The 24403-nt window shown below is 57.3% G+C and carries 24 protein-coding genes and 2 pseudogenes; 20 read left to right on the top strand and 6 right to left on the bottom strand.

Annotation, left to right across the window (positions count from 1 at the left end):
* Nucleotides 1-404 precede the first annotated feature (404 nt).
* From CK501_RS16365 to CK501_RS16355, 3 genes are all read left to right on the top strand, one after another.
* A complete protein-coding gene (locus CK501_RS16365) occupies nucleotides 405-2030 on the top strand; it encodes an acyl-CoA synthetase (protein ID WP_095618795.1) in 1626 nt (541 codons plus the stop codon).
* A 3-nt stretch (nucleotides 2031-2033) separates the two neighbouring features.
* Nucleotides 2034-2591, top strand: a complete 558-nt coding sequence (locus tag CK501_RS16360) for a flavin reductase family protein (protein ID WP_095618794.1) — start codon at nucleotides 2034-2036, stop codon at nucleotides 2589-2591.
* A 94-nt stretch (nucleotides 2592-2685) separates the two neighbouring features.
* Entirely contained in the window at nucleotides 2686-3675 is a 990-nt protein-coding gene (locus CK501_RS16355; protein WP_095618793.1) for an aldo/keto reductase, read from the top strand.
* A 481-nt stretch (nucleotides 3676-4156) separates the two neighbouring features.
* Here the strand turns inward: CK501_RS16355 and CK501_RS16350 are convergent, their stop codons facing one another.
* The 3 genes from CK501_RS16350 to fmdA form a co-directional block, all read right to left on the bottom strand.
* The gene (locus CK501_RS16350) at nucleotides 4157-5791 is read right to left on the bottom strand and encodes a sigma-54 interaction domain-containing protein (RefSeq protein WP_095618792.1); all 1635 of its coding nucleotides are present in this window, start codon (nucleotides 5789-5791) and stop codon (nucleotides 4157-4159) included.
* A gap of 100 nt (nucleotides 5792-5891) precedes the next feature.
* Nucleotides 5892-6203 carry a zinc ribbon domain-containing protein gene (locus CK501_RS17305; RefSeq protein ID WP_198949572.1) on the bottom strand — a complete coding sequence of 104 codons (312 nt, stop codon included), beginning with the start codon at nucleotides 6201-6203 and terminating at the stop codon, nucleotides 5892-5894.
* Nucleotides 6204-6276: 73 nt separating this feature from the next.
* The gene (gene fmdA / locus CK501_RS16340; RefSeq protein WP_095618790.1) at nucleotides 6277-7506 is read right to left on the bottom strand and encodes a formamidase; all 1230 of its coding nucleotides are present in this window, start codon (nucleotides 7504-7506) and stop codon (nucleotides 6277-6279) included.
* Nucleotides 7507-7929: 423 nt separating this feature from the next.
* Between fmdA and urtA the strand changes: the two genes are divergently transcribed.
* From urtA to CK501_RS16295, 9 genes are all read left to right on the top strand, one after another.
* Nucleotides 7930-9189, top strand: coding sequence for an urea ABC transporter substrate-binding protein (gene urtA / locus CK501_RS16335; RefSeq protein ID WP_095618789.1), 1260 nt, complete (start codon nucleotides 7930-7932; stop codon nucleotides 9187-9189).
* Nucleotides 9190-9252: 63 nt separating this feature from the next.
* Nucleotides 9253-10176: an urea ABC transporter permease subunit UrtB gene (gene urtB / locus CK501_RS16330; protein WP_095618788.1), complete on the top strand. Its 924-nt coding sequence runs from the start codon at nucleotides 9253-9255 to the stop codon at nucleotides 10174-10176.
* An 11-nt stretch (nucleotides 10177-10187) separates the two neighbouring features.
* The gene (gene urtC, locus CK501_RS16325) at nucleotides 10188-11381 is read left to right on the top strand and encodes an urea ABC transporter permease subunit UrtC (protein ID WP_095618799.1); all 1194 of its coding nucleotides are present in this window, start codon (nucleotides 10188-10190) and stop codon (nucleotides 11379-11381) included.
* On the top strand, nucleotides 11381-12127 hold the full coding sequence (gene urtD, locus CK501_RS16320) for an urea ABC transporter ATP-binding protein UrtD (RefSeq protein WP_095618787.1): 747 nt from the start codon (nucleotides 11381-11383) through the stop codon (nucleotides 12125-12127). The genes urtC and urtD overlap by 1 nt, the downstream gene beginning before the upstream one ends.
* A 14-nt stretch (nucleotides 12128-12141) precedes the next feature.
* The gene (gene urtE, locus CK501_RS16315) at nucleotides 12142-12831 is read left to right on the top strand and encodes an urea ABC transporter ATP-binding subunit UrtE (protein WP_095618786.1); all 690 of its coding nucleotides are present in this window, start codon (nucleotides 12142-12144) and stop codon (nucleotides 12829-12831) included.
* A 384-nt stretch (nucleotides 12832-13215) separates the two neighbouring features.
* A complete protein-coding gene (locus CK501_RS16310) occupies nucleotides 13216-13578 on the top strand; it encodes a hypothetical protein (protein ID WP_095618798.1) in 363 nt (120 codons plus the stop codon).
* Nucleotides 13579-13670: 92 nt separating this feature from the next.
* On the top strand, nucleotides 13671-14630 hold the full coding sequence (locus tag CK501_RS16305) for a DUF932 domain-containing protein (protein ID WP_095618785.1): 960 nt from the start codon (nucleotides 13671-13673) through the stop codon (nucleotides 14628-14630).
* Nucleotides 14631-14714: 84 nt separating this feature from the next.
* Nucleotides 14715-15713, top strand: coding sequence for a YqaJ viral recombinase family nuclease (locus tag CK501_RS16300; protein WP_332888986.1), 999 nt, complete (start codon nucleotides 14715-14717; stop codon nucleotides 15711-15713).
* Nucleotides 15714-15782: 69 nt separating this feature from the next.
* Nucleotides 15783-16694, top strand: a complete 912-nt coding sequence (locus CK501_RS16295; RefSeq protein ID WP_095618784.1) for a recombination directionality factor — start codon at nucleotides 15783-15785, stop codon at nucleotides 16692-16694.
* 199 nt (nucleotides 16695-16893) lie between these two features.
* On the opposite strand, the gene CK501_RS16290 is transcribed toward CK501_RS16295, so the two are convergent.
* Both CK501_RS16290 and CK501_RS16285 read right to left on the bottom strand, forming a co-directional pair.
* Nucleotides 16894-17163 carry a DUF3732 domain-containing protein gene (locus CK501_RS16290; RefSeq protein WP_198949571.1) on the bottom strand — a complete coding sequence of 90 codons (270 nt, stop codon included), beginning with the start codon at nucleotides 17161-17163 and terminating at the stop codon, nucleotides 16894-16896.
* A 25-nt stretch (nucleotides 17164-17188) separates the two neighbouring features.
* Nucleotides 17189-17308, bottom strand: a pseudogene (locus tag CK501_RS16285) (transposase); the annotation flags it as partial.
* A gap of 693 nt (nucleotides 17309-18001) precedes the next feature.
* Between CK501_RS16285 and CK501_RS16280 the strand changes: the two are divergent.
* From CK501_RS16280 to CK501_RS16265, 4 genes are read left to right on the top strand one after another with little or no spacing between them, the layout of a single operon-like run.
* Nucleotides 18002-18448 carry a hypothetical protein gene (locus CK501_RS16280; RefSeq protein WP_095618783.1) on the top strand — a complete coding sequence of 149 codons (447 nt, stop codon included), beginning with the start codon at nucleotides 18002-18004 and terminating at the stop codon, nucleotides 18446-18448.
* On the top strand, nucleotides 18448-19638 hold the full coding sequence (locus CK501_RS16275) for a protein-disulfide reductase DsbD family protein (protein WP_095618782.1): 1191 nt from the start codon (nucleotides 18448-18450) through the stop codon (nucleotides 19636-19638). Before CK501_RS16280 ends, CK501_RS16275 begins: the two co-directional genes overlap by 1 nt.
* Before the next feature lie 16 nt (nucleotides 19639-19654).
* Nucleotides 19655-20245: a protein-disulfide reductase DsbD domain-containing protein gene (locus CK501_RS16270; protein ID WP_095618781.1), complete on the top strand. Its 591-nt coding sequence runs from the start codon at nucleotides 19655-19657 to the stop codon at nucleotides 20243-20245.
* Between the two features lie 40 nt (nucleotides 20246-20285).
* Entirely contained in the window at nucleotides 20286-20990 is a 705-nt protein-coding gene (locus CK501_RS16265) for an SCO family protein (RefSeq protein ID WP_095618796.1), read from the top strand.
* Between the two features lie 225 nt (nucleotides 20991-21215).
* Here the strand turns inward: CK501_RS16265 and cadR are convergent, their stop codons facing one another.
* Nucleotides 21216-21620, bottom strand: a complete 405-nt coding sequence (cadR, locus tag CK501_RS16255) for a Cd(II)/Pb(II)-responsive transcriptional regulator (protein ID WP_095618780.1) — start codon at nucleotides 21618-21620, stop codon at nucleotides 21216-21218.
* 97 nt (nucleotides 21621-21717) lie between these two features.
* Between cadR and CK501_RS16250 the strand changes: the two genes are divergently transcribed.
* The 4 genes and pseudogenes from CK501_RS16250 to CK501_RS16230 all read left to right on the top strand — a co-directional run.
* Nucleotides 21718-22614: a cation transporter gene (locus CK501_RS16250; RefSeq protein WP_095618779.1), complete on the top strand. Its 897-nt coding sequence runs from the start codon at nucleotides 21718-21720 to the stop codon at nucleotides 22612-22614.
* 3 nt (nucleotides 22615-22617) lie between these two features.
* Nucleotides 22618-23130, top strand: a complete 513-nt coding sequence (gene lspA, locus CK501_RS16245; protein ID WP_095618778.1) for a signal peptidase II — start codon at nucleotides 22618-22620, stop codon at nucleotides 23128-23130.
* A 99-nt stretch (nucleotides 23131-23229) separates the two neighbouring features.
* On the top strand, nucleotides 23230-23868 hold the full coding sequence (locus CK501_RS16240; RefSeq protein WP_036206316.1) for a peroxiredoxin: 639 nt from the start codon (nucleotides 23230-23232) through the stop codon (nucleotides 23866-23868).
* Between the two features lie 357 nt (nucleotides 23869-24225).
* Nucleotides 24226-24403: pseudogene (locus CK501_RS16230) on the top strand (IS5/IS1182 family transposase); the annotation flags it as partial.

Below are 24403 nucleotides of genomic sequence, written 5' to 3'. Positions count from 1 at the left end.
AAGGGCGGATCAGCGAATGACAAAGCAACGCAGACAGTAACCAGGTAACCGGGTTGGACGAGTTCGGAGCTGTTGACCCCGTGGCTCGCTTGAGGCGCTGACCTCGTGTAGGAGATCAAAGGGCAACGGCCTCCGATTCCATACTGCGGCGTAGACCGCGAAGAGAAGCCTGAAAGCTCGTCGAACCCAATCCTTAACCAGAATCAACGGGCGTGGGTTGATCCTGACGCCCGCTTTAGAGAAGCGAGCCTCGCTCGCGATGCATTGGGATCGCCTGCAAGGCAGGCTCCTACAGGGGCAAATCACCCCTTTGCTACCATCGTCTAATTCTCCGGTGCTTCCGGGCCGGTTAGGTTCTGGGTAATGTCTATCTACCGTCACCCACCGCTCCGGGGAGCACCGTCATGACATCGATCTACGACCAGGACCTGCCGCAGACAGCCGCGAACCATAGCCCGCTGTCTCCCGTTGATTTCATTGCCCGCACCGCGAGCGTTTATCCGGAGGGCACGGCGGTCATCCATGGCACTATCCGCCGGGACTGGCAGACAACTTTCACTCGCTGCCGGCGTCTGGCTTCCGCTCTCCAGGGCCGGGGGATTGGCCGTGGTGATACCGTCGCCGCGATGCTGCCGAACATTCCCGAGATGCTTGAGTGCCATTTCGGGGTGCCGGTAACGGGTGCCGTCCTGAATGCGCTCAATATCCGCCTGGATGCGGATGCCATTGCCTACATGCTTGAACACGGTGAAGCACGGGTGCTTCTGGTGGACCGGGAGTTCACGCCCGTGATCCGGGAGGCCGTGGCGAAGCTCGATGCGCCGCCCCTGCTGGTGGACGTGAACGATCCGGAATTCGGGCAGGGCGAGCCGGTCAGTGACCTGGACTACGAGACCCTGCTGGGCGAGGGCGACCCGGATTTCGAATGGAGCCAACCGGGAAACGAGTGGGATGCCATTTCCCTGAATTACACCTCCGGCACCACCGGCAACCCCAAAGGGGTGGTCTACCATCATCGTGGCGCTTACCAGAACGTGGTTGGCAACCAGATGATCTGGTCCATGGGTGAGCACCCGATCTACCTCTGGACACTGCCCATGTTCCATTGCAATGGCTGGTGTTTCCCATGGGCTGTCACGGCGCTTGGCGGTACCCATGTGTGCCTGCGCAAGGTGGAGGCGGAAAGGATCCTCGAACTCATCCGTGAGCACCAGGTGACGCACCTGTGTGGGGCACCCATTGTGCTGAATACGCTGCTGACCGCCTCGGAGGAGGCCCGCCGGGGCATCGATCACCCTGTCCAGGCCATGACCGCCGGCGCCGCGCCGCCAGCCAGCGTTATTGGCGCCATCGAGGCGATGGGGATTGAGGTAACGCATGTCTACGGGCTGACCGAGACCTACGGGCCTGTCACCGTTTGTGCCTGGAAACCTGAATGGAACGATCTGCCCCTGGAAGAGCGGACAGCCATCAAGGCACGCCAGGGCGTTCGGTACCAGACGCTGGAAGGCCTGATGGTGGCGGACTCGGAGACCATGGAGCCGGTGCCGAAGGACGGCGAAAGCATCGGCGAGATCTGCATGCGCGGCAACACCGTGATGAAAGGCTACCTCAAGAACCCGGAGGCAACGGAAAAAGCGTTCAAGGGCGGCTGGTACCACAGCGGCGACCTGGCCGTCTGGCACGAGGATGGCTACATCGAGATCAAGGACCGCCTCAAAGACATCATCATCTCCGGCGGCGAGAACATCTCAACCATCGAGCTGGAAGGTGTGCTCTACAAGCATCCGGACGTCATGGAGGCGGCTGTGGTGGCGCGCCCGGACGAGAAATGGGGCGAGACTCCCTGCGCTTTCATCGCCCTCAAACCCGGGGCCGGAGAGGTCACCGAGGAGGCCGTCATCGAGTTCTGCCGCAGCCACCTGGCCGGTTTCAAGGTACCCAAGAAGGTCTGCTTCCAGGACCTGCCCAAGACCTCGACCGGGAAGGTTCAGAAGTTCGTGTTGCGGGAGCAGGCCAGGGAGGCCTGAATCATGAACACGGACACTGACAAACGGGATTTCCCAGTCAGCAACGTACGGCGATACCTTGAGCCCGGCCCGGTGGTTCTGGTGTCATCGAAATGGCAGAACGAAACCGACATCATGACGCTGGGGTGGCATACCGTTATGGAATTCGTACCCTCGTTGGTCGGGTGTATGATTTCCAGCGCCAACCATACCCACGAGATGATCCGCCAGAGCCGCGAGTGCGTTATCAATCTGCCCACGACGGCCCTGACCGATACTGTGGCGGGGGTTGGTAACAGCTCGGGTCTGGAGATCGACAAATTCGCTGAGTTCAATCTGACAAAGCAGAGGGCGAGCCGGGTTGAGGCTCCCCTGATCGGCGAATGCCACGCCCATTTTGAATGTCGGCTGCACGATGATGTCCTGGTGGACACCTATAATTTCTTCATCTTTGAAGTGGTCAAGGCGCATGTCGCTGCGCAACCGGAACACCCGGAAACCCTGCACTACAGGGGAGACGGAGAATTCATGGTTGCGGGCGGAACCATTGACCGGCGCTCCCTGTTCACCAGAGTACTGTGACGTGCAGGCAGCTTGATGCGGTTGAATATCGGCAGATGAGACGACAAGCCTCCGGAGACCCGGATAACCATTTTTGTACGAAGCGGGAGGAAGCATGGAAACCCGGAATTTCGGAAACACGGATATTCAGGTGACGCCGGTCGGCCTGGGCACCTGGGCCATCGGGGGCTGGATGTGGGGCGGGACTGACGAAGCCCAGTCCATTGATACCATTCACCGGGCCATCGACAAGGGCATCGGTCTGGTGGATACCGCCCCCGTCTACGGGTTTGGCCGCTCTGAAGAGATCGTCGGCAAAGCCCTTGCGGGTGGCCGGCGCGAGCAGGTGGCCCTGGCTACCAAGGTTGCCCTGAACTGGAATGACGACCACGACAAAGTCTGGCGTGATGCGACAGCAGGGCGCATAGAGCAGGAGGTTGAGGATTCGCTGAGACGCCTTCAGACGGACCGGATCGACATCTATCAGGTTCACTGGCCGGACCCGAAGACGCCCATGGAGGAAACGGCAAAAGCGCTGGATAACCTCTATAAGGCCGGCAAGATCCGGGCTGTTGGCGTCAGCAACTTCACCCCTGAGCAGATGGAAGAGCTGAGCAGGAATGTGCCTCTGCACAGCCTGCAGCCGCCCTTTAACCTGTTTGAGCGTGACATCGAGCAGGAAATCCTCCCGTTCTGCCGGGAGAAGGGCATCGCGACCATTACCTACGGTGCGCTTTGCCGTGGCCTGCTCACCGGGAAAATGCGCGAGGATACAGAGTTCACCGGCGACGACCTGCGCAAGAACGATCCCAAGTTCCAGGGGGAGCGCTATCGCCAGTACCTCAATGCAGTCGCCGAGCTGGATGCGTTCGCCCGCGAGCGCTACCAGAAAGGTGTTCTGGCCCTGGCGCTTCGGTGGCTGGTGGATCACCCGGGCGTGACGACGGCGCTCTGGGGTGCACGCAGGCCCGAGCAACTCGAGCCGGTTGGCGACATCGAAGGCTGGTCCCTGGATCAGGAGGCGTTTGACGCCATTGATGAGATTCTGGGCCGGTGCATCCAAGATCCTGTCGGCCCCGAATTTATGGCGCCGCCAAGCCGGTAATGTGCTTTCTGGGACCGCTCCGGGAGCGGGACCGGGGCCGTCCAGAACCTACTCCTTCTCCCGTGGGAGCGAGCCCTGCTCGCGATACCCTGATGGCCCGAAGCGATCATGCCGGCTCCATTTCGAGCGGTGGCAGATTGAAAAGGAGCATCACTATCCTGTATCTCTAGACCGGGAATGGCCCAGCAGTTTTTCCACTCCTATCCCCACCCCAGTGCGCCATCAACCAGAAGAACGCCGGCTGCAGTTTCTTTTCAGCGAATTGCCGTAAGCGGGCGGGTTTAACACCAATGAGCCACCACGCGTCCCGGTAAAGGATGTGCTCACTCAGTCTCTCGCTCGTAAGCGCTTCAGCGAAGCGGGGATTGACACGGTGCTTATGGAGCAGGCCTTGGGGTGGGGTGTACCATCCTGATTCTTCCTGTTAGCAAGATCTCGTGACCCTGATTTGGTTTCAGGCTAACCCGCTAAGAGCCGTAAATCAGGGGTCTAAATTTAATTTTTGGATCCGATAGCGCAACTGCCGCACGGTGAGGTTGAGGAGCTGGGCGGCCTGCGTCTTGTTCCCTTCGACTTCGTGTAGAGCATCCCGGATGCTTTTGGCTTCCTCATGTCGAACCCACTCATAACGCCGCCCTGCATGGATGTCATGGTGCTCGTGGTAGGTGTTTGTGGTTGGGGAGGGCAAAGCATCAGAGAGTTCCTCTGGATTGGTCCGTTCAGGGAGATTGATAGCACCCTCATTCGCGAGGATTGCGTGGACCAGGCTGTCATCGATCTGGTTGGACTCAGAAGTCAGAACCGCTCGCTCAAGCACATTGATCAATTGGCGAACATTGCCAGGCCAAGGGAAGTTTTCCAGCAGTGCCAGGGCACCGCGGCTCAGTACGACGTTGCGGCTGTGCTGATGATTTATCTCATTCAAGTGGTGAAGAGCAATGCGTCGAATATCACCATCTCGATGCCGCAAGGCAGGGAGTTCGATAGGGACGACATTGATGCGGTAAAAAAGGTCGAGCCGGAAGTGCCCCTGATTGACGTAATCCATAAGCGGCGCATGGGTTGCACTTATGAGGCGGAAGTCCACGGGGATGCTGTGGGTAGCCCCGACTGGATCGACCTGCTTCTCCTGGAGTGTACGCAGCAGCTTGGCCTGGAGGCTGAGTGGCATGTCACCGATCTCATCGAGAAACAGCGTGCCGCCATCGGCTAGAACCAGCTTTCCTGACTTTGCGCTTGTAGCTCCAGTGAAACTACCTTTTACGTGCCCGAAAAGTTCAGCTTCCTGAAGCTCTGCGGGAATCGCGGAGCAATTAATCGAGATGAATGGTTGCTCGCTGCGAGAACTTTGCTGGTGAATCATCCGGGCAAACTTTTCCTTACCTGTTCCCGATTCGCCCAGCAGTAGGATCGGTGCTTCTGTATCCGCCACCTGATTCGCCTGTTTAAGTGCGTCCATCAGTGCAGGACTTGAGCCAATGACACCGTGCGCTACGCCATTGTTAACCATTTCTTCCGCGGTCAGCGTGTTACGCAGTGTCTGGTTTTCCTGAACAAGATGGGAGGTCTTTTCCTCGACGAATTCGTTGATGCGTAGGACCTGTCCGATCATGGCACTAGCAACGCGTAAAAGACTGATGTCCAGGTGGAATGGTTGGGCCATATCCGTTTCCCGCTGAACAGACAGAACTCCGATTGGCGAACCAGCTTCCAGGATGGGCACGGCTATGAATGCAAGTCGTTCATTCAGTGTAACGCCGCTGGTTTCTGCAACGCGGCGGACAAAGAGTGGCTCGTCGTCCACGTCCGGGACCAGGCCGATTGAGCCGGTTCGCATGACGTGACCAGTTACGCCTTCCCCCTTCCTCAGATCAAATCGGCCATGTTCGACGTTGGCTTCTGAGAGACCATAGTGGTGATAGATTTCCATCGCCCCTGTGGTTTCGTTTGGGAGGGCCACACGACCGCAGTTCAATCCGCATAATTGGGAAATAAGCCGCAGGATACCTTCGATGGTATTTCCTGGGTCCAGAGGCTTCTCAAGAAGCTTGGACATCTCAAGGATCGTGACGAGTTCCTCGCGCATTGTTGGTACGTCGCATGGGTCGTCGGACATCCTGTTCTCCTCGCAATACGCATTTCAGTCTCCAGAGTGGTTTAAATCTGGAGGCCACGAGAGGCGTGGCGGGAGGCTCGCAGGCCTCGGGCGATCAGCACTAGTGCCCAAGCATCCAGGGCCGTTTTGCTTGCGGTTGACGTGGGGGTGCGGACTTCCCGTTCTCAGAACCGGTTCGGGCAGCTGTACTGTTTTGGTGACCGCTACAGCAACTGTGAGAGGGTGAGTGTTGGCTTCGCTCGTTCGTCTCATGAGCCCGGCGATGAGTCGGTGAGAGGGCGGATAGGCGGGGTGCTTTGATTATGCGGGGACTTGCTGTACCGCATGTTTTGCAGGGTTGGTCATCGTTGCGATCGCTGCTGGGCACAAGAGCTTCGAAATCGCCGCAGGCAGGACAACTGTAGGCATACATGGGCATGAGTCGCTCCTTCGTGATCAGGATGTTAGAGACGGAAAACGGTCGGCCGGAACCGACCGCTTTTGCCTTAGCCTTTCCAGGGTGCTGTCGGAATGTCATCCGCTGGTGCCATCTTGATGGGCCCTTCTGCGGTTGGGTTGATGTCGAAATCAAAGATCTCCGTGGGCAGGAACAACGTTGCACAGGCGTTGGGAATGTCGACGATGCCGCTGATATGCCCCTGCACTGGTGCAGTGCCCAGAATGGCGTATCCCTGTGCACCGCTGTAACCAAATTGCTTGAGATACTCGATGGCATTAACGCATGCCTGCCGGTAGGCCAGGTGAGCGTCGAGGTAGTGCTGTTTGCCGGAGTCCGTTACGGAAATGCCCTCGAAGATCAGGTGTTGTTTGTACTCAGGCTGCAGAGTGCTTGGCTGGAAGATGGGGTTGCGCACCGCGTACTTGCGAACACCGTCCTTTATCAGGTTGACCCGCACACGAATCCAGCCAGCCATCTCGATCGCGCCGCAGAACGTGATTTCCCCGTCCCCTTGAGAGAAATGTAAATCCCCCATGGAGAGCCCCGCTTCCGGCACATAGACGGGGAAAAATACCCGAGAACCTTTGGTTAAATCCTTGATGTCGCAGTTACCACCATGCTCCCGAGGGGGCACGGTACGAGCTGCTTCCGCCGCTGCTTCCTTGGCTTCCGCGCCAGTCATGCGCCCCATGTGCGCTGTTGGTGCATACGGGGCAGTCGCTAATTCGGGGACGCGATGTGGGTCCGTGTCGATCAGCTCCTGCTCACGACGATTCCACTCTTCCAGAAGTTCCTTTGAAGGCAGGCATCCGATGAGTCCGGGGTGCATGATGCCCGCGAAGTTGACGCCAGGGACGTGGCGTGAATTGGCGTAGATCCCGTGAAAGTCCCAAATGGACTTACGGGCCTCAGGGTAAAGATCCGTGAGGAAACCGCCGCCATTTTCCTGGGCGAACATACCGTTGAATCCCCACTGCTCGTTCTCAAAGGCTCCGAGGTCGAGGATGTCAACGACCAGAAGGTCTCCGGGTTCGGCACCCTTAACACCAATAGGGCCAGTGAGATAGTGCACCTCGGAAAGGTCGACATCCCGGACATCTTCGGCACTGTCATTATTGCGGACCTGGCCGCCCGTCCAATCCATGCACTCCAGTGTAAGTTCTGTCCCGGGCTCAACCGTGGTGATCATTGGAATGTCCGGATGCCAACGATTATGGATGTTGTCGTGCTCTCCAGGAGACTTGGACAGGTCGATCTTAATAGTGGTTTCGCTCATTGGGTGCGCTCCTTCTGGGTCGCTTTCGCTTCGGGAAAACCGATCCCCATGCCGCAGGGTTGGTTCGGTTAATGTTCCTTCTGCGCATAGGAGCAGGATTTGTGCCAGCAACGCGACGGGGAGGAGACGCCCGTAAGAAGGGACGTCCTGACAATGCCAAGCCATCGGTGTCAAGCAATGTCAGTGACAATGTCGGATTGTTGCTGCTGACAAAGTGACATTGTCAGCAGTCACTACCGGAATGTGTCGGTGGGGAGTCGATCCGAATGTTCCCCGGTGATTACATTAAGCTGTGGTTAACGTTCTGTATTGCGGTGCTTTTGGTCTTATCTGGTTCAGTTTCCAGGGATGCCGGTGGATACCTGTGGCACGACCGTTGCTCCCTGTCGTAATGCATCATTTGCCAACGACAAGGAGCATTCCATGCAACATTCCAATTGGCGCAAGAGTATCGCGGCGCTGACCATCGCCGCTCTTGGCGGGGCGGGTGCTTCAGCCGCCGGTGCCAACGAAGAGTACCCGACGGATGAAGTCAACACGACTGGCCTTGCCGTCACCGACGATACTGTCGAGGTCGGCATCCTGCATTCTCTTACAGGCACGATGGCCATCAGTGAAACCGGCTCGGTCGAGGCCGAGCAGCTTGCCATTCGCCAGATCAACGAGTCCGGCGGCGTTCTGGGTCGTCAGATTGAAACTGAGGTCGAAGACGGTGCAAGTGACTGGCCGACGTTCGCTGAAAGGGCATCGAGTCTCTTGGAAAGTGATGATGTGGCAGCGGTTTTCGGGTGCTGGACCTCGGCCTCGCGGAAGGCTGTATTACCAGTTTTCGAAGAAAACAACGGACTGCTGTATTACCCCACCTTCTACGAAGGCCTGGAGGCCTCACCTAATGTGTTCTACCAGGGGCAGGAAGCTACCCAACAAATCATTGCTGGATTGAACTGGGTCCATGAAAAAGAGAATGCCGAAACCTATTATCTGATTGGCTCGGATTACATCTGGCCGCGCACATCTCACGCCATTGCCCGGCATCACATCGAGAATGAGCTCGGTGCCGAAGTCGTGGCCGAGCAGTACTTCCCTCTGGGTCATACCAACTTTCGATCCGCTATTAATCAGATCCGGCTGAAGAACCCGGACGTCGTCTACAGCATTATCGCTGGCGACAGCAATGTGTCCTTCTGGTCCCAGCTGAATAGTGCAGGGATCAACGCCGACAACCAGACCGTGTTGACGAACTCTGTGACGGAAGACGAGGTCAAGGCAATTGGCGCTGAGAATGTCGAGGGCCATTACTCGGCCATGAAATATTTCCAGAGTCTGGATAACCCTCACAACAAGGAATTCGTTGAGGAGTTCAAGGAAATGCATGGCGAAGACAGTGTCATTGGCGATGTTACCCAGGCGGCCTACCTGGGGCCCTGGATATGGAAGCGTGCTGTGGAGAAGGCTGAATCTTTCGACGTGGACAAGGTGCGTGAGGCTGCGCGTGGCATGGAGTTTGATGATGTGCCAGAAGGCTACGTCCGGGTGCACGAAGAGAACCAACATCTGTGGAGCAAACTGCGGATTGGTCAATGGCAGTCGGATGGGACCGCGGAAGTGGTTTATGAGTCCGACTTGATCGAACCCGACCCCTTCCCTGAAGACGTCGATATCGATCCGGACGAAATGGAATAACCGTGACGCCGTCGGAGGTCGTTGTTTACGACCTCCGCCATCCCACCATCAAAGAGGTGCATTATGGGCGGTTACACCACGTCGGAAATTGCCACCATCATGGCCATGCAGGGGATCGCGGGGCTTAGTCTCTTCGGTGTATTCCTGCTTATGGCACTTGGGCTCGCCATCATATTTGGCCAGATGGGAGTCATTAACATGGCGCATGGAGAGTTTCTTACTCTCGGGTCGTACGCCACTTACGTTGTCGCGACCATGTTCGAATCCTACGCGCCCGGGCTTTTTTCGTATTACTTCCCTGTGGCCATTGTGCTGTCGTTCCTGGTCGCGTTTGGAGTGGGGTACTTACTCGAATACGGATTGGTTCGCCATCTCTATAAAAGGCCTTTGGATACATTGCTGGCGACCTGGGCGGTAGGTTTGATCATGCAGCAGATCTTTCGTTCCATTTTTGGGGGGCGCGGTGTGAGTGCTGATGCACCGGACTGGCTCCAGGGCAGTATTCAGCTGTCACAGATGCTGTTCCTCTCCCGGTCGGATCTGTTCGTGATGTGCATCGCGATCGCGATGACAGTGATTGTTGCGATTCTGCTCTACAGGGCGCGATGGGGGATGCGAGTGCGTTCCACAACCCAGAACCGGGCCATGGCCAACGCCGTTGGAATCAATACCGCCAAGGTGGATCGCAATACGTTTGCGCTTGGTTGCGGTCTGGCAGGCATAGCGGGGTCCGCGTTTACCACGATCAGTGCAACCACGCCGACTGCAGGTGCGCAGTACTTGGTCGACACATTTCTTGTAGTGGTTCTTGGTGGCGCGGCGAGTCTGCTTGGAACGGTGGCATCAGCGTTCTCCATAGCTCAGGCGCAGTCGATCCTTGAGTTCTTCATAACCGGGTCCATGGCCAAGGTGCTTACTCTGATGGTGGTGATTGGCATTATCATGCTGCGCCCGCAGGGACTGTTCACCCTGAAAGTGCGGCAATGAGAGGGGGTATCATGACGACGATTCTGCGACTTCTCGGTGGCCGCTCAGAGTGGTTGATTTGCTTGGGGGTTTTCGCGGCGCTCCTGCTGGTGGTCTTGCCGCTGGCTTTCAATGGGTACTTCCTGAATCTGCTCGGCCGGTATCTCGCGTTGGCGTTTGTCGCCATCGGCCTGGTGATGTGCTGGGGGTACGGGGGCATGCTGAGCCTTGGGCAAGGGGTGTTCTTTGGACTTGGCGGCTACGCCATGGCGATGTTCCTGAAACTTGAAGCTTCGACCCCCGAAGCTACCGCCAAGCAATCGACACCAGGGATTCCGGACTTTATGGACTGGAACCAACTCACCGCACTTCCCTGGTGGTGGGAGCCCTTCAACAGCTTCAGTTTTACCCTTGCAGCTCTATTGCTCATTCCCGCAGCTGTGGCGTATGTATTTGGCTATGCGTTGTTCAAACGGCGAGTCAGTGGCGTTTACTTTGCGATTGTAACGCTCTCGCTTGCGGCCGCAATGAGTATTCTGATTGTGGGCCAGCAGGGGTATACCGGGGGCGCAAACGGTATTACTGACTTCCAGACGCTGTTGGGCTGGGATATTACCACCGACAGTGCGCGCTACGTCATCTACTACATCTGCGTCTTCCTCCTGCTTGTATGCATAGTGTTGGGGCAATGGATACTGAGCAGCCGTGCGGGACGGGTGCTGATTGCCGTCCGCGATGAGGAGAACCGTGTCCGTTTTTCCGGCTACAGCGTGGAAGACTTCAAAATCTTCGTGTTCATGGTAGCAGCTGTTTTTTCCGCGATCGGCGGTGCCATGTTTGCCCTCCAGGCACGCTTCATCTCGCCATCCCAGGTTGGGATCGGACTATCTGTTGAGCTGGTGGTGCTGTGCGCGGTGGGGGGGCGTTTCTCCCTGCTTGGAGCGGCGTTTGGGGCGTTGTTGATCAAGACCGCGGAGATGTACCTGTCTGATCTGTTTCCGCAGCTGTGGACGATCCTCTTCGGGCTGATACTGCTCGTAGTCGTTCTGGCTTTCCCTAAAGGTCTTGCAGGTCTTTATGAGCTTGCCAGGGATTATGCGCTTGATCACTTCGGGAGCAATCAATCCCATGCGGCGCTTGAGGAGCATGCGGACAAGCGGAGTTTGCACGGGCGAGAGGAAGGTTTCCTTGTCCGGGCCAAACGTATCTTGGGAGGGATCCGGTAATGGTTGCCAATACACAGCTCCTACTGAGTATAGAAGACCTTGCTGTTTCGTTTGACGGCTTTCGGGCGGTTGATGGCATCAACCTTTATCTGAATGAAGGTGAGTTACGCGTGATCATCGGCCCGAATGGGGCGGGCAAGACGGCCCTGTTGGATCTCGTTTGCGGAAAGACCCGCGCTACAGAAGGGTCGATTCTCTTTCGAGACAAACAGCTGCGGGGCATGACGGAGAATCAGATTGTGCATGCCGGTGTGGGACGAAAGTTTCAGGCACCTTCAATTTATGAAAGCCTCAGCGTTTTTGAAAACCTGGAACTGACCTACCCGAAAGGTCGCAATGTGATCGGGTCGTTGTTTTTCCGGCGCACAGCGGAGGTGGAAGAACGAATTCAGGCGACTGCCGACATGGTCGGCTTGGGGGACCGCTTGGAGGATCTCGCCGGATTGCTCAGTCATGGGCAGAAGCAGTGGCTGGAGATCGCGATGCTGCTGATTCAGGACCCACAACTGCTCATGCTTGATGAGCCTGTTGCGGGTATGAGCCAAGCGGAGCGCCAGCAAACGGCAGAACTTCTGAACCGCATCAGCCAAGACCGTTCTGTGCTCATTATCGAACACGACATGAAATTCGTGGAACAGATTGCCAGCAAGGTTACGGTTCTGGATCAGGGGAAAGTTCTGGCCGAAGGGAATATTGATCGGGTCAAGAACGACGAGCGCGTCATCGAGCGGTATCTGGGCCACTGAACGAGGACATACTCATGCTGAAAGTGAACGATCTATCCATCGGTTACGGTCTGAGCCAGGTGGTGCACGATATCAATCTCGAACTCGGCAAGGGCGAAATCCTTGGCGTTATGGGACGTAATGGGATGGGCAAGACTACCCTGTTCAAAGCACTCATTGGGTTGTTGCCGTCATGGTCGGGGGATATCCAAATGGGGGGTGTCGAATTAACTGGCGAACGGCCATACCGGCGCGTGGCGTCCGGACTTGCGTACGTGCCCCAGGGGAGACAGGTCTTCGCAACGTTAACGGTTGAGGAGAACATCCGGACGGGGTTGGAAGCCACTGGGCAGAAGAAGATCCCCGACGATATCTATTCGTTGTTCCCTGTGCTCCAAGAGATGCGTAAACGTCGGGCGGGGAACCTGTCTGGTGGGCAACAGCAGCAATTAGCGATAGCACGCGCGCTTGCGGCTGAGCCCGACGTTCTGTTGTTGGATGAACCAACTGAAGGAATTCAGCCCTCGATTATTAAGGATATGGCGAAAACTTTGCGCGAGATCCGGCAGGTTCGGAATATAAGCATCCTGTTTTCCGAACAGGTCCTTAGCTTTGCGATGGACGTGTCTGATCGGGTGCTTGTAATGGATCGTGGCAAGTTGGTTGACGAGATGCAGGGGGAGGAACTCAGCGAGGCTACTATGGCTAAGTATTTGTCTGTGTAGTGTGAAATGGTGCTTGCGAGACAGGAAGGGGCTGTCTAACCCTCTGAAATGGATGGTGGGCCTGGCTTCCACCTAAAAATAAGGCTATGTATATGATTTAAAATATTTATATTTCAGCGTAATGCAGCGTTATACCCCTTGTTATACCCCCAGAAATTTTTGCGCTATGACGGCCTTCGAAAGTGTAAAGGCGAGTGCGGCGTTCCAGAACAACCTTCATTCTCTCAGCAAGTAATCGGGATGCAACCGTGGGAGTATATCTCCGGCCATTTGTATAGCAAGCTAATCTATAGGTAATGCAATCGAAAGATTATGAAGTACATATCACCTCTGTGAGGACGGACCAGGAGTCCGCCCATCATCGATCGCACAGAGGAGATGATCATGCCACTTGAATGTCCGCGCTGTCAGTCCAACCGGATTGGCAGCAATAACTATGGAAAGAAGACTGCTGGAGTGGTCGGCGCTGGTGCCGGGGCCGTCAGTGGTGTGAGTGCCGCCTCAACAGGCGCCATGTATGGTGGTGCCATAGGGCTCGTAGGTGGCCCCGTTGGCGTCACGGTTGGCAGAGTCACCGGAGCCATCATCGGAGGGCTGGTGGGTGGTACCACCGGAGCCTCGGCTGGCGTGGCCCTGGGGAGCGTGCTCGACGAGCAGGTGCTGGATAACTACCGGTGCCTGGACTGCCGCTACTGCTTCCGTAATGCCCCATCCGAAGAAAGCGAGGCATCCGGAGACCCCGGGTAACTGACCGCCCCACCAAGTTCGCACAAGCAAAACGACATAGAGGCCGTGCTGGGTTCCAGCACGGCCTTTTCTATTTCTGGGAGGACGATCCAATGACTCACATGGTTGAAGCAATGGCCTACGTCGGCCGAACACCCTGGCATGGTCTGGGCAATCAACTGGACAGCGGCCAACCGCTGGATGTCTGGGCACGCCAGGCAGGTTTGAACTGGTCCATTGAGGAAAGCCCCGTGCAGTTCCCTGTGGTAGACGGGGAAGGGAACGAGGAGCTGGCGAGTGTGCCGGGCAGCAAGGTGCTCTACCGCTCGGACAACCAGGCACCGCTGTCGGTAGTCGGGGACCGCTTCAATGTGGTCCAGCCCGAGGAGGTTCTGGAGTTCTATCGGGATCTGACCGAGGTGTCCGGCTTTGAGCTGGAAACCGCCGGCTCGCTCAAGGGCGGGCGCAAGCTCTGGGCGCTGGCCCGCACCGGCCAGTCCACCACGCTGAAAGGCGGTGACCAGACCGATGCCTACGTTCTGCTGGCCACGGCCTGCGACGGCAGCATGGCCACAACGGCTCAATTCACCAGCGTGCGGGTGGTGTGCAACAACACCCTTGCAGTCGCCGTGAAGGGGGCTGGTGGTGCCGTGAAGGTCAAACACAGCACTCAGTTCGACGCCGAAGCCGTGAAGAAGCAACTGGGCATCTCGGTCACGGCCTGGGATGAGTTCATGTACCGGCTCAAGACCCTGAGCGATCGCAAGGTGAAGGATCGCGAGGCTCAGGACTTCTATCGGGAACTGTTCACCGACATCCCGGGTCAGCCTGCAGGTAAGACCAACGAACGGGCCATGAAACAGGCCCTGTCCATGTTCGAGGGCAACGGCACCGGCTCACAGCTGGCCTCCTCCAATGGCACGGCCTACGGCCTGGTCAACGCGGTGACGGAGTTCATCGACCACGAACGCCGGGCCAAGAGCGTGGACCACCGGCTGGATTCGGCCTGGTTTGGCAATGGAGCGTCCATCAAGGAACGCGCTTTCGAGAAGGCACTGGCCTTGGCCGCCTGACCCTACTCAACCACTACTAACGACATAGAAGCCCGTCGGAGCCAAGCGCTCCGGCGGGCTTTTTTTCGTCTGGAGGAAACCATCATGGAAATGCTGCAACCCCAACAATCTCACAAAGCCGCCCTGCGGCTGGTCTCCACCAAATCCATGAGCCGGGATGAGTGGCTCGCCATCCGGAGAAATGGCATCGGCGGCAGTGATGCGGCCGCTGCCGTGGGGCTCAGCCCTTATCAGTCCCCGCTGGAGCTGTGGATGGTCAAAACGGGACGGGACGCGACCCTTCCAAAGCCCGATCCGGATGATCAGGGCTCCCCGGTGTACTGGGGCAATGTCCTGGAGCCGATCGTGGCCGAGCACTACAGCAAGCGCACCGGGCGCAAGGTCCGGCGGGTTAATGCAGTGCTTCAGCACCCGGATCCCGATAAAGCTTGGATGCTGGCCAACCTGGATTATGCCGTGGTCGGTCATGACGAGGTCCAGGTCCTGGAGTGCAAAACGGCCGGGGAGTTTGGGTCTCGCAAGTGGCGCAATGGCGTACCGGACTACGTCCAGTGCCAGGTCCAGCACCAGCTGGCGGTCACCGGCAAGAAGGCCGCTGATGTGTGCGTGCTGCTGTGCGGTCAGGAGCTCAAGATCTACCGCATCCAGCGCGATGATGAGCTCATTGCCGAGCTGATCCGCCTGGAGCGCCAGTTCTGGAGCTACGTGGAGACGGACACGCCACTGCCGGCGGATTATTCCGACTCAGCGGACCGGGCCCTGCGCCATCTCTATCCCAATGACAACGGGGAGGAGCTGGATCTGCGGGATGACCGCGAAGCCTGCAAGACCTTCGACCAGCTCCAGTCCGCCCGTCGCCAGATGGAGGCACTGAAGCAGGCCGAGGCCCAGCTCAAGCACACCCTCCAGCAACGCATGGGCGAGGCCACCAAGGCGATATTCCCCCAGGGCACCGTGTCCTGGCGAAAGAGCAACGACAGCGTGGCCCTCGACACCAAACGGCTGCTGAAGGACCAACCCGAGCTGTTGGATCAGTACCCGGTGACCAAACCGGGCAGTCGTCGGTTTCTGATCAACGACTGAGGCCATTCATCCACACTACCGGGGCGGCTCAGGCCGCCTCACTCTACTCACCACCAGGAGGTAATCGCCATGATCAAAGGGCTTGCCATCACACCACCGGTCCTGGGCCGGATCAGCATTGGCCGGGTCGTTGAGAAAAACGGCCAGCGCCTGCCCCAGAAAGACAATCAATTCACGATCACAACCCAGATCCAGGAACAGGGGGAGTGGATACTGCATCCCAAGGATGAGGAGCTGAGAGAAGCCGCCCCCAACACCAAGCTCCGGACCATCCCAGTGCGGATGCTGTTCAATGACGCCGATTTGAACCTGAGGGCGGAGTACACCATGTTCGACCGCACCAATGGTCGGCCGGTTTGTGTGGGGGATGGAGAGAGCTGTCGCCGTCTCACAGAGTCCGGTGTGCAGTCGTTGCCATGTCCCGGGCCGACACTCTGCGAGTTCGGCAAGGGTGGGCTGTGCAAGCCCTATGGACGGCTGAACGTGCGCATTGGGGACGATGACGAACTGGGCACCTTCATCTTCCGCACCACCGGCTACAACAGTATTCGGACCCTGGCCGCAAGGCTGCGTTACTACCAGGCCGTCTCGGGCAACCGGTTGGCGTTCATGCCGCTGGAACTGCGCCTGCGGGGGAAGAGCACCACGCAGAGCCATCGGACGCCGATTTACTATGTGGATGTGACGGTGCGGGAAGGCCAATCCGTGCAGGGGGCGATCCAGGAGGCTAAGGAAGGTGAGCAGGCAGCACAGCAAGCAGGCTATAACCAAGCGGCGCTGGATGAAGCCGGTAGGCGAGGGTTTGAGAATGCCGAGTTTGAACACTCGGAGGACGAGACGCCTGCTGTGATGGAGGAGTTTTATCCAGAGGCGGTTACAGACGAGAGGAGTCAGGCAGCATCCGGTGATTTGAAGGAAGATCAAAAAGTGTTTACGCAGGACATTAGAAAGCGCTTGGCCTCCCAACCAAGTTCGGTGTGATGGGACTACAATGGAGATGAAGGCTTTGGTAAATAGGCCTCTTCCAAGACGGAAGAGGCTTATTTTTTGTCTGGAGTATTACTACCAATTGGCGCCCAGTGTGGTGGAAGCTTTAATGGACTTCGCCAACTGGTAACAAAGCTTTACCCGAGGAAGCATGTCTCACTGCGAGTCCCAATTCTGAAACTGGGTGTTCGGATCAAATCGTCACCACTCGGTATAGGTGGATCCAATGGCGGGTAAAGTATTGGTCCGCATCCACATCCGCATCCGCATCCGCTTCTGTCTTCTGGATCGAGCCGTCTGCTTCCTCGTAAACTTGCTCTGAAGGGAAGTAGACTTGGATCGGCTGGTCGGTAAGTAGGAACTGTGGGATAGGGCGGTTGTTCTTTACTGCGAACAGATGTAGGGCTAGCAGAGCGGATAGGTGGTAGGCCAGATGGTTTTCGCCACCCTTGGTCCGGCTCATCGGAACGGGCCGTTCTGACCTGCCCCGAGTAAAAGGTCGCATCGGCAATGCCCATCTTTCGACAGACCTCCGGGATCGGGGTGCCGAGTTCCGCCTGCTTCAGGGCGTAGGCAATCTGTTGATCGGTAAAACGGGAACGCTTCATGGCATGATCTCCTCGTCAGGGTTTTATCATGCCAGATTTTCCAGCTTTAAGCGGTACTAAATTGTGGGGTAGGGTCACTGTTGCTCAACAAGGCTGCCAACGTCATGTCGAGACAATCCGCCATTTAAGGAGCGTGTCTGTCTGTTTGCACCTCCGCTAATGTAGGTTAAGATGTTAACTATTTTCCCACGCGGAAGATGCTTTAGCTGTTCGATAATCAGGACATCAGTGCGATGACCAAACGGCTTATGGGACTGGCAGTACTACTGCTCGTGGCTCTTCTCCCCGCTGCACAGGGAGTTGCCGCGACCTCTTATGAGGCGGAACCCGTCGTCGAGGCTTGTGTCATGTTGCCAGACACCCAGGTGATGCATGACTGCGCCGGGCTCAATGCCGAGGGCAGCTGCAGTAGCCCGTGTTCAACGCCCCATGTCGGGAAATCTGTAATTACGGACTCGGTATTGCTGTTATCTTCCCCCTGTCCGAAGGGCTATTCTTCTCATTCCGGTCGTGTACTTTCTGGACCAGACCCTTTTCCTCCCAAGTATTCAACAGTCTCCTGAACCTTTGATTCCCCGAGGCTTTCGCTTCGAGTGTCTGTCGTTTGACCTTGAGTGATAGACCACCACGCAGACAACTTTTGCTAGTGGTTTTATCGACTGATGAATACATGAAAACGGGAACGTATCTGTGATGTCATTCTATCTGGAATACCCGGTGCGCGGCATGACCGTGCTCTGCCATAAGTTTTCGATGGCACTTTTTTTGAGTTTATTCGCTGCTTTAGCCTCGGCGTCATCACCAATGGATCCGGGAATTAAAGCACTGCAGGAGAGAATCGCATGTACAGTGACCGAGCGCTTCTCCACGCCAGCCGTGAACGCAGAGGATCGAGCCGCGGCGCTCCAGGTGTTTGAGGAAAACTTGGGCAAAAACGGTGACGGCCGCGGCATTTCTGAACTCACTCTGATCCCGGCCGACCTTCAAGAGGCACTCGAACAACACGGTCAGTGGATGGCCGAGGCGGGTTTCAGCGGGACGCCAGGGCTGCTGTACAAGGACCCGAGCGGACAATGGCGAGGCCAGACTGGTGTGCCCAGCCAGGAAGCGCTCGGCAGGATGCTGGGAGTCAGTGAGTAATGGATCAGTTGCCCTCATTACTCATTGCCGGCCAGATCATGATGGCGGTTATGGCAGGTCTACTGCTGAACCTGACGCCCTGCGTGTTGCCCGCCATCCCCATCAAGGTCCGGACCATCCTTCGGGAGGCGGGCGGCCAGAGGTCCCATCGGGTGCTGGCCGCGCTGGCATTCACGGCCGGAACACTCACCTTTTTCCTGACGCTGGGCGGCCTGACCGCACTGCTGCAGTGGAACTGGGGCACGTTGTTCCAGTCAACGCTATTCGTGGCCGTCCTGGTTGCGTTGATGGTCGGGTTTGCGGTGATTACCTGGCTCGATCTGCCCATCCCCGTCCCGACATTCGCTGCCTCGGCGCATGGCCGGCGTTACTTTGAAGCCTATGTATCCGGGCTGTTGAGTGCGATTCTGGCCGCGCCCTGCGCAGGCCCTTTCCTCGGTGGCGTACTGGCCTTTGCCGTTACCCAGCCGGCGCCGGTCATCATGGGGATATTCGGCAGTATCGGGCTGGGGCTGTCGTTGCCCTACGCGGTACTGATGCTCAGGCCCGAGTGGCTGAGCCGGTTGCCCAAGGCGGGCCCCTGGACCCTGGCCATTCGTGAAGTGCTCGCGCTGATATTGCTGGCCGCCGCCGTCTTTTTCAGCGCGAGCCTGGTGCCCAAAGCGGTATACCCCTGGCTGTGGTGGGCCTGGCTGGCGCTGGTGCTGGTCTGGGGTCTCCGTCGTTTCGTTCAGGGGAGCGGTGCCGTTCGCGTGATCACTGCAACGGCGACAGGCCTTGCCCTTGCGGTGACAGTGGTATTCGCATCTCCGTTGGGCAGCGGCGAAGACGAACTTGTCTGGCAGCCCTACTCCGCAGAACTCCTGGCGGACACAAAAGCCCGGGACACACCGTATTTGCTGGAGTTCACTGCCGATTGGTGCATCAACTGCAAGGTCCTGGAGCGCACCGTGTATAAAGAGCCCGCTGTGGCTGAAGCCGTAGCGCGGGCCGGCATGGTGCCGATTCAAGTGGATTTGACAGCAAGTGATCCCGAAAAAGACGCATTGTTAACTGCGACGGGTGGGCAGGCTTTGCCTTTCGCGGCAGTTTTTGACGCTGACGGCACCGTTATCGCCCGTTTTACTGGGCTCTTTGACACCGAGAGCCTGGTCGAGGCGATCAACCGCACCGAGAATTCACAACCCTAGATGCTGGAGATGTATCATGACGACCCGACCCAAAGTATTGCTGACTGGCTTAGCGGTTTTTCTGATCGCGATCGCGGCGTTCATGTTGATCGGTACCAATTCCGGAAACGCTCCTGGCTCAGCCCAGACCGAACGAGCCAATTCTGACGCCCAGGCACAAGTTGCCCGAGCGGGGTTGGCCAATTCTTCCGACAAGGTCCGCCTCAATCTTTCAGAAGGCCACAAAGCCCTGGCAGGGGAGACCGGTGAAATCGTTCTGACACTGGACATTGAACCTGGCTGGCACGTGAATGCCAACCCGGCCTCCATGGAGTTCCTGATTCCCACCGTCGTCAGTTCTTCGCTCAAGGGTCAGTCGCTTGACATTCCGACCGAGTACCCGCGCGGCAGGGTCAGTGACATCACGCTGGATGACACCGCCCTGGAGGTGTACGACGACGGTGCGAGTATCCGGCTGCTGCCAGACGAAAAACAGACCACCGCGCTGAAAGAGGCAGGCAAGCTCGACATGACGGTGCGGGTGCAGGCCTGCAGTGACGAGGGCGTTTGCCTGGCGCCGGCTGACCTGCCCGTTGCGCTGAATCTGGACGATACCAAGCCACAATAATCCGTGACTTCCTTCGAAAAAACTCAAATGGAGAATGACCGTGAACAGTCTATTCAGAGTATTCCTGATTGCCGTGGTTGCCCTGGGCAGCACCAATGCCATGGCCCATTCCATGGAGGATGTGGAGGCCTCGTTGAACGAGAAAGAGCGGTATGCCCAGTTCGTGGATCAGCCGGCCCCTGAGTTTGATCTTACAGGCGTTGATGGCAATACCCTTGCCCTTGGCGACTTAAACGGCAAAACCGTTGTGCTTAACTTTCTCTACACACGCTGTACCGAGGCCTGCCCTTTGCATATGAACCTGATCCGGCAGTTGCAAACCGGGGTTGAAGAAGAAGGGCTGAGTGAAGAGGTGGTGTTCATCACCATTGCCACGGACCGGGAAGATGTTGCCGGCACCCGGGACAACATGCGCGCGTATGGCGACAATTTCGACCTGAACCCCAGTAATTGGCACTTTCTATACCGGGGCGAAGGTGAACCGCCCGGGTTGACGTCGGAGCTCGCCAAGGCCTACGGCGTTCAATTCAGGGATACGGGTGAGGGTGTACAGGTCCATGGTGTGGTAACCCACGTGATTGACCCGGAAGGTCAGATGCGGGCCCGGTTCCATGGATTGAAATTCAAGCCTGAGCATCTGGTGACCTACCTGACGGCCATTGTCAAAGGCCCCAACGCGGCGGCCGATGATGGGTTCTGGGGCCGACTGCACGGGCGAATTGAAGAACTGTTACAGAGCGAGTAACGCGTGGGGCGCCATGCGGGTATCCGTGTAGTTGAAAAATTCTATCAGGAAACTGGTGTCCAGCACCGCTGCTGATTGAGCATGGTGGTCGCGAAATTGGCCGCCTGATCGGTGCTGCGGGATGGGACAGCCCGGTCATGGTGGATTTGATGACCCGTGCCCTTGACGGGGGTCGGGACTGACTGGATTTACGCAATTGAAAAAGCGGGTGCTCAATGCTTCAGGCTACTGCTGCATGTTTCCTTCGCTGAGCCCTTCGAGAACCCCACAGGCCTCAATTTCCCGATCATCGTTACAACTCGCTCGCAGCGACACAAGTTGTTTCTCCAGTACCTGCAGATCGATGATCCGAGACCGTACATGAGCGATGTGATCATCAAGCAAGGTGTTGATGGCCCTGCAAGGCTGATGGGGCGCGCCCTGATAGCGCTGTAGCTCGTGAATTTCAGCGAGTGACAGCTCGAGTATTCTGCAGCGCCTGATGAAGGCCAGCCGCTCAACATGCCGTTCGGTGTAAACACGGTAACCGTTGTCCTGCCGATCCGGCGGCGGTAACAAGCCCTCTCGCTCATAGAAACGGATGGTCTGGGTATCCACCCCTATGGACCGTGCCAACTGACCAATGCGCATCAGGTTTCTCCTCAACTGATGGTATCTGCTGTATTGACCTTATAGTGGCTATATGGTTTTGAATCATAATCCGACAATACGCAAGTGGAGCCGTATCATGAGCAAAACCTGCGAAGACGCCTGTGGCTGCGACGTCATGCCCGCAGAGACTAACACCGGACCGGTGGCCTCCGACGCGTCCGGCAAGTGGGTCAGTGTGTATACCGTACCGAAGATGGATTGCCCGTCGGAAGAACGGATGGTCCGCCTGGCCCTGAACGGTTTCGAAGACATTCGCGGGCTGTCCTTCGACCTGTCTGATCGGCGGTTGACGGTTGTGCATGAGGGCGAGGCTGACCCTATCACTGCGAAGCTCGCGACCCTGAGACTAGGCGCGGCCCTTCAGGAAACCGTCGCCGCCGATTCGAAGACAATTGAGGCGGACGAGTTATCGACAACCTCTGCTGCGCAAAAGTCCGGCACCTTGCGTTGGTTGCTCGGTATCAATGCCGTCCTGTTTGTGGTGGAAATGACGGCCGGCCTGATCGCGCACTCCACCGGTTTGATTGCAGAATCCCTGGACAATTTCGCCGACGCGGCCGTGTATGGGCTCGCCCTGTATGCGGTTGGGCACAGCGTGAAAATGCAGGTGCGTGCGGCGCATCTCGCGGGCGTACTCCAACTGATTCTGGCTGCGGGCGTACTTGTAGAGGTGGTGAGGCGCTTTGTCTTCGGCAGTGAGCCTGAGTCGCTGGTAATGATGGGGATTGCGCTCGTCGCATTGATCGCCAATACCACCTGTCTGCTGCTGATATCCAAACATCGGGAGGGCGGTGCCCACATGAAGGCGAGCTGGATATTCTCAGCCAACGATGTGGTCATCAATCTAGGGGTCATTACCGCTGGCGCTCTGGTGGCGTGGACTGGCTCCAATTATCCGGACCTGATAATCGGCAGCATCGCGGGGATTATCGTACTCAACGGTGCCAGGCGCATCCTGGCGCTTAAGGGTTGAACAATGTCCATCGTTGCCAAGAAACGCTTGCAGTACGGCCTGTTGGCTATTTCCGGCCTGATAGCGGCATCTGATCAGGTTGTAAAATGGTTGGTCCAGCAGTCAATGGCGTATGGCGAGTCGATTCCGGTGACCCCGTTATTTAACTGGGTTCATGCCCGGAACACCGGCACCGCATTCAGCCTGTTTGCCGATGGCGGAGGTTGGCAGCGATACTTTCTTATCACAATCGCGGTAGTTGTCTCATTTGTACTGATCAGGCTGATTCTTCAGTGCCGCCGCAGGGGAGAAGCCATCGCGTACAGCCTTATTCTTGGCGGTGCCGTGGGCAACCTGATTGACCGGATATTTCGTGGCTATGTTGTGGATTCCTTTGATGTCTATTGGCAATCCTGGCACTGGCCAGCCTTTAACCTTGCCGATATCGCCATTGTGCTGGGCACTGTGCTTTTCCTCTATGTCAGTTTCATACCCGAAAAATCGGGCACGAACGTCGAGCTCGATGGATCAGGCTAAAAAACATCTGACAAACGTCTTGACCTTAAAGTTGACTTTAAGGATACCGTCTATTCTGACGAACCAAGAACGACAGCCAAAGCAAAGGAGAATGAAACGATGACATTGCAACTTGGAGAAACCGCTCCCGATTTCACCGTCGCATCCACCGAGGGAAACATTCAGTTTCATGAGTGGCTGGGAGACGACTGGGCCGTGCTGTTTTCACACCCCGCCGACTACACCCCCGTCTGTACCACAGAGCTCGGTGCCTTCGCGAAGCGTAAGGACGAGTTCGCCAGTCGCGGAGTGAAGCTGATCGGGGTCTCCGTCGACCCGCTCGACTCCCATAACGACTGGGCGAAGGATATCGAGAAAACCCAGGGCACGGGGCTCAATTTTCCCCTGCTGGCAGACAAGGATCAGGTGGTTGCCGACCTGTACGGAATGATCCATCCGAAAGCCGATCCCAAGGTGACTGTTCGAACGGTATTCATTATCGATTCCGCAAAGAAAATCCGTCTGATGCTGACGTATCCGCCCAGTACCGGGCGCAATCTGGACGAGATCCTGCGCGTCATTGATTCGCTCCAGCTGACCGACAACCACAAAGTGGCCACGCCGGTGGACTGGAAGAATGGCGAGGATGTGATCATCGTTCCGTCGCTCTCCAACGAAGAGGCCAAAGAGCGCTTCCCCGACGGATGGGATGAGCAGACACCGTACCTGCGCGTTACCCGCCAACCTGGTCGGAAGTAACAGGGAATTCGTCAGCCAGCCGCACGGCTGGCTGACGAAGCGATACCTGAGAACCCCTCACCGATAGGTTCGGTCATCGCCGAACCCTTAACCGAACACGGCCCCGAAATGCTTACGCTGACAGTTCCCGAAGTTGGTCTCTTCGCGTTATTGATTGCACTTTGCCTGTCGCTGCTTCAGGCGACCGTGCCCTCTTGGGGCTTGGGGGCAGCCAGCCGGCGCCCGTTGTGGAAGGCGTTTGCGGAGCCCATGGCGTGGAGCTGTTCCTCAGCGACAGCAAACCAGCCCTAGGAGTCTGCGCGGTAGAAACCGCCTTCTGGCATAATAACCCGAAATTCTTCTCTTGCAGGAAGCCCGATGGGAACGACGTTCCGCCCGTATTCGCCCGACCAGGACTTGCTCCTTCCGCCCAGCCTGAAAGAGTGGCTGCCTGAGGGGCATCTGGCGTATTTCATCAGTGATGTTGTCGAAGAGCTGCACCTCAGTGATTTTTATGCGCGCTATGAAGGCGACGGGCGACGCAAATCGCCGTTCG

Source organism: Halovibrio salipaludis (genome assembly GCF_002286965.1).
Taxonomy (GTDB): Bacteria; Pseudomonadota; Gammaproteobacteria; order Pseudomonadales; family Oleiphilaceae; genus Halospina; species Halospina salipaludis.
Note: the sequence above shows the minus strand (reverse complement) of the source record. Positions and strands in the feature narration are given on the sequence as shown.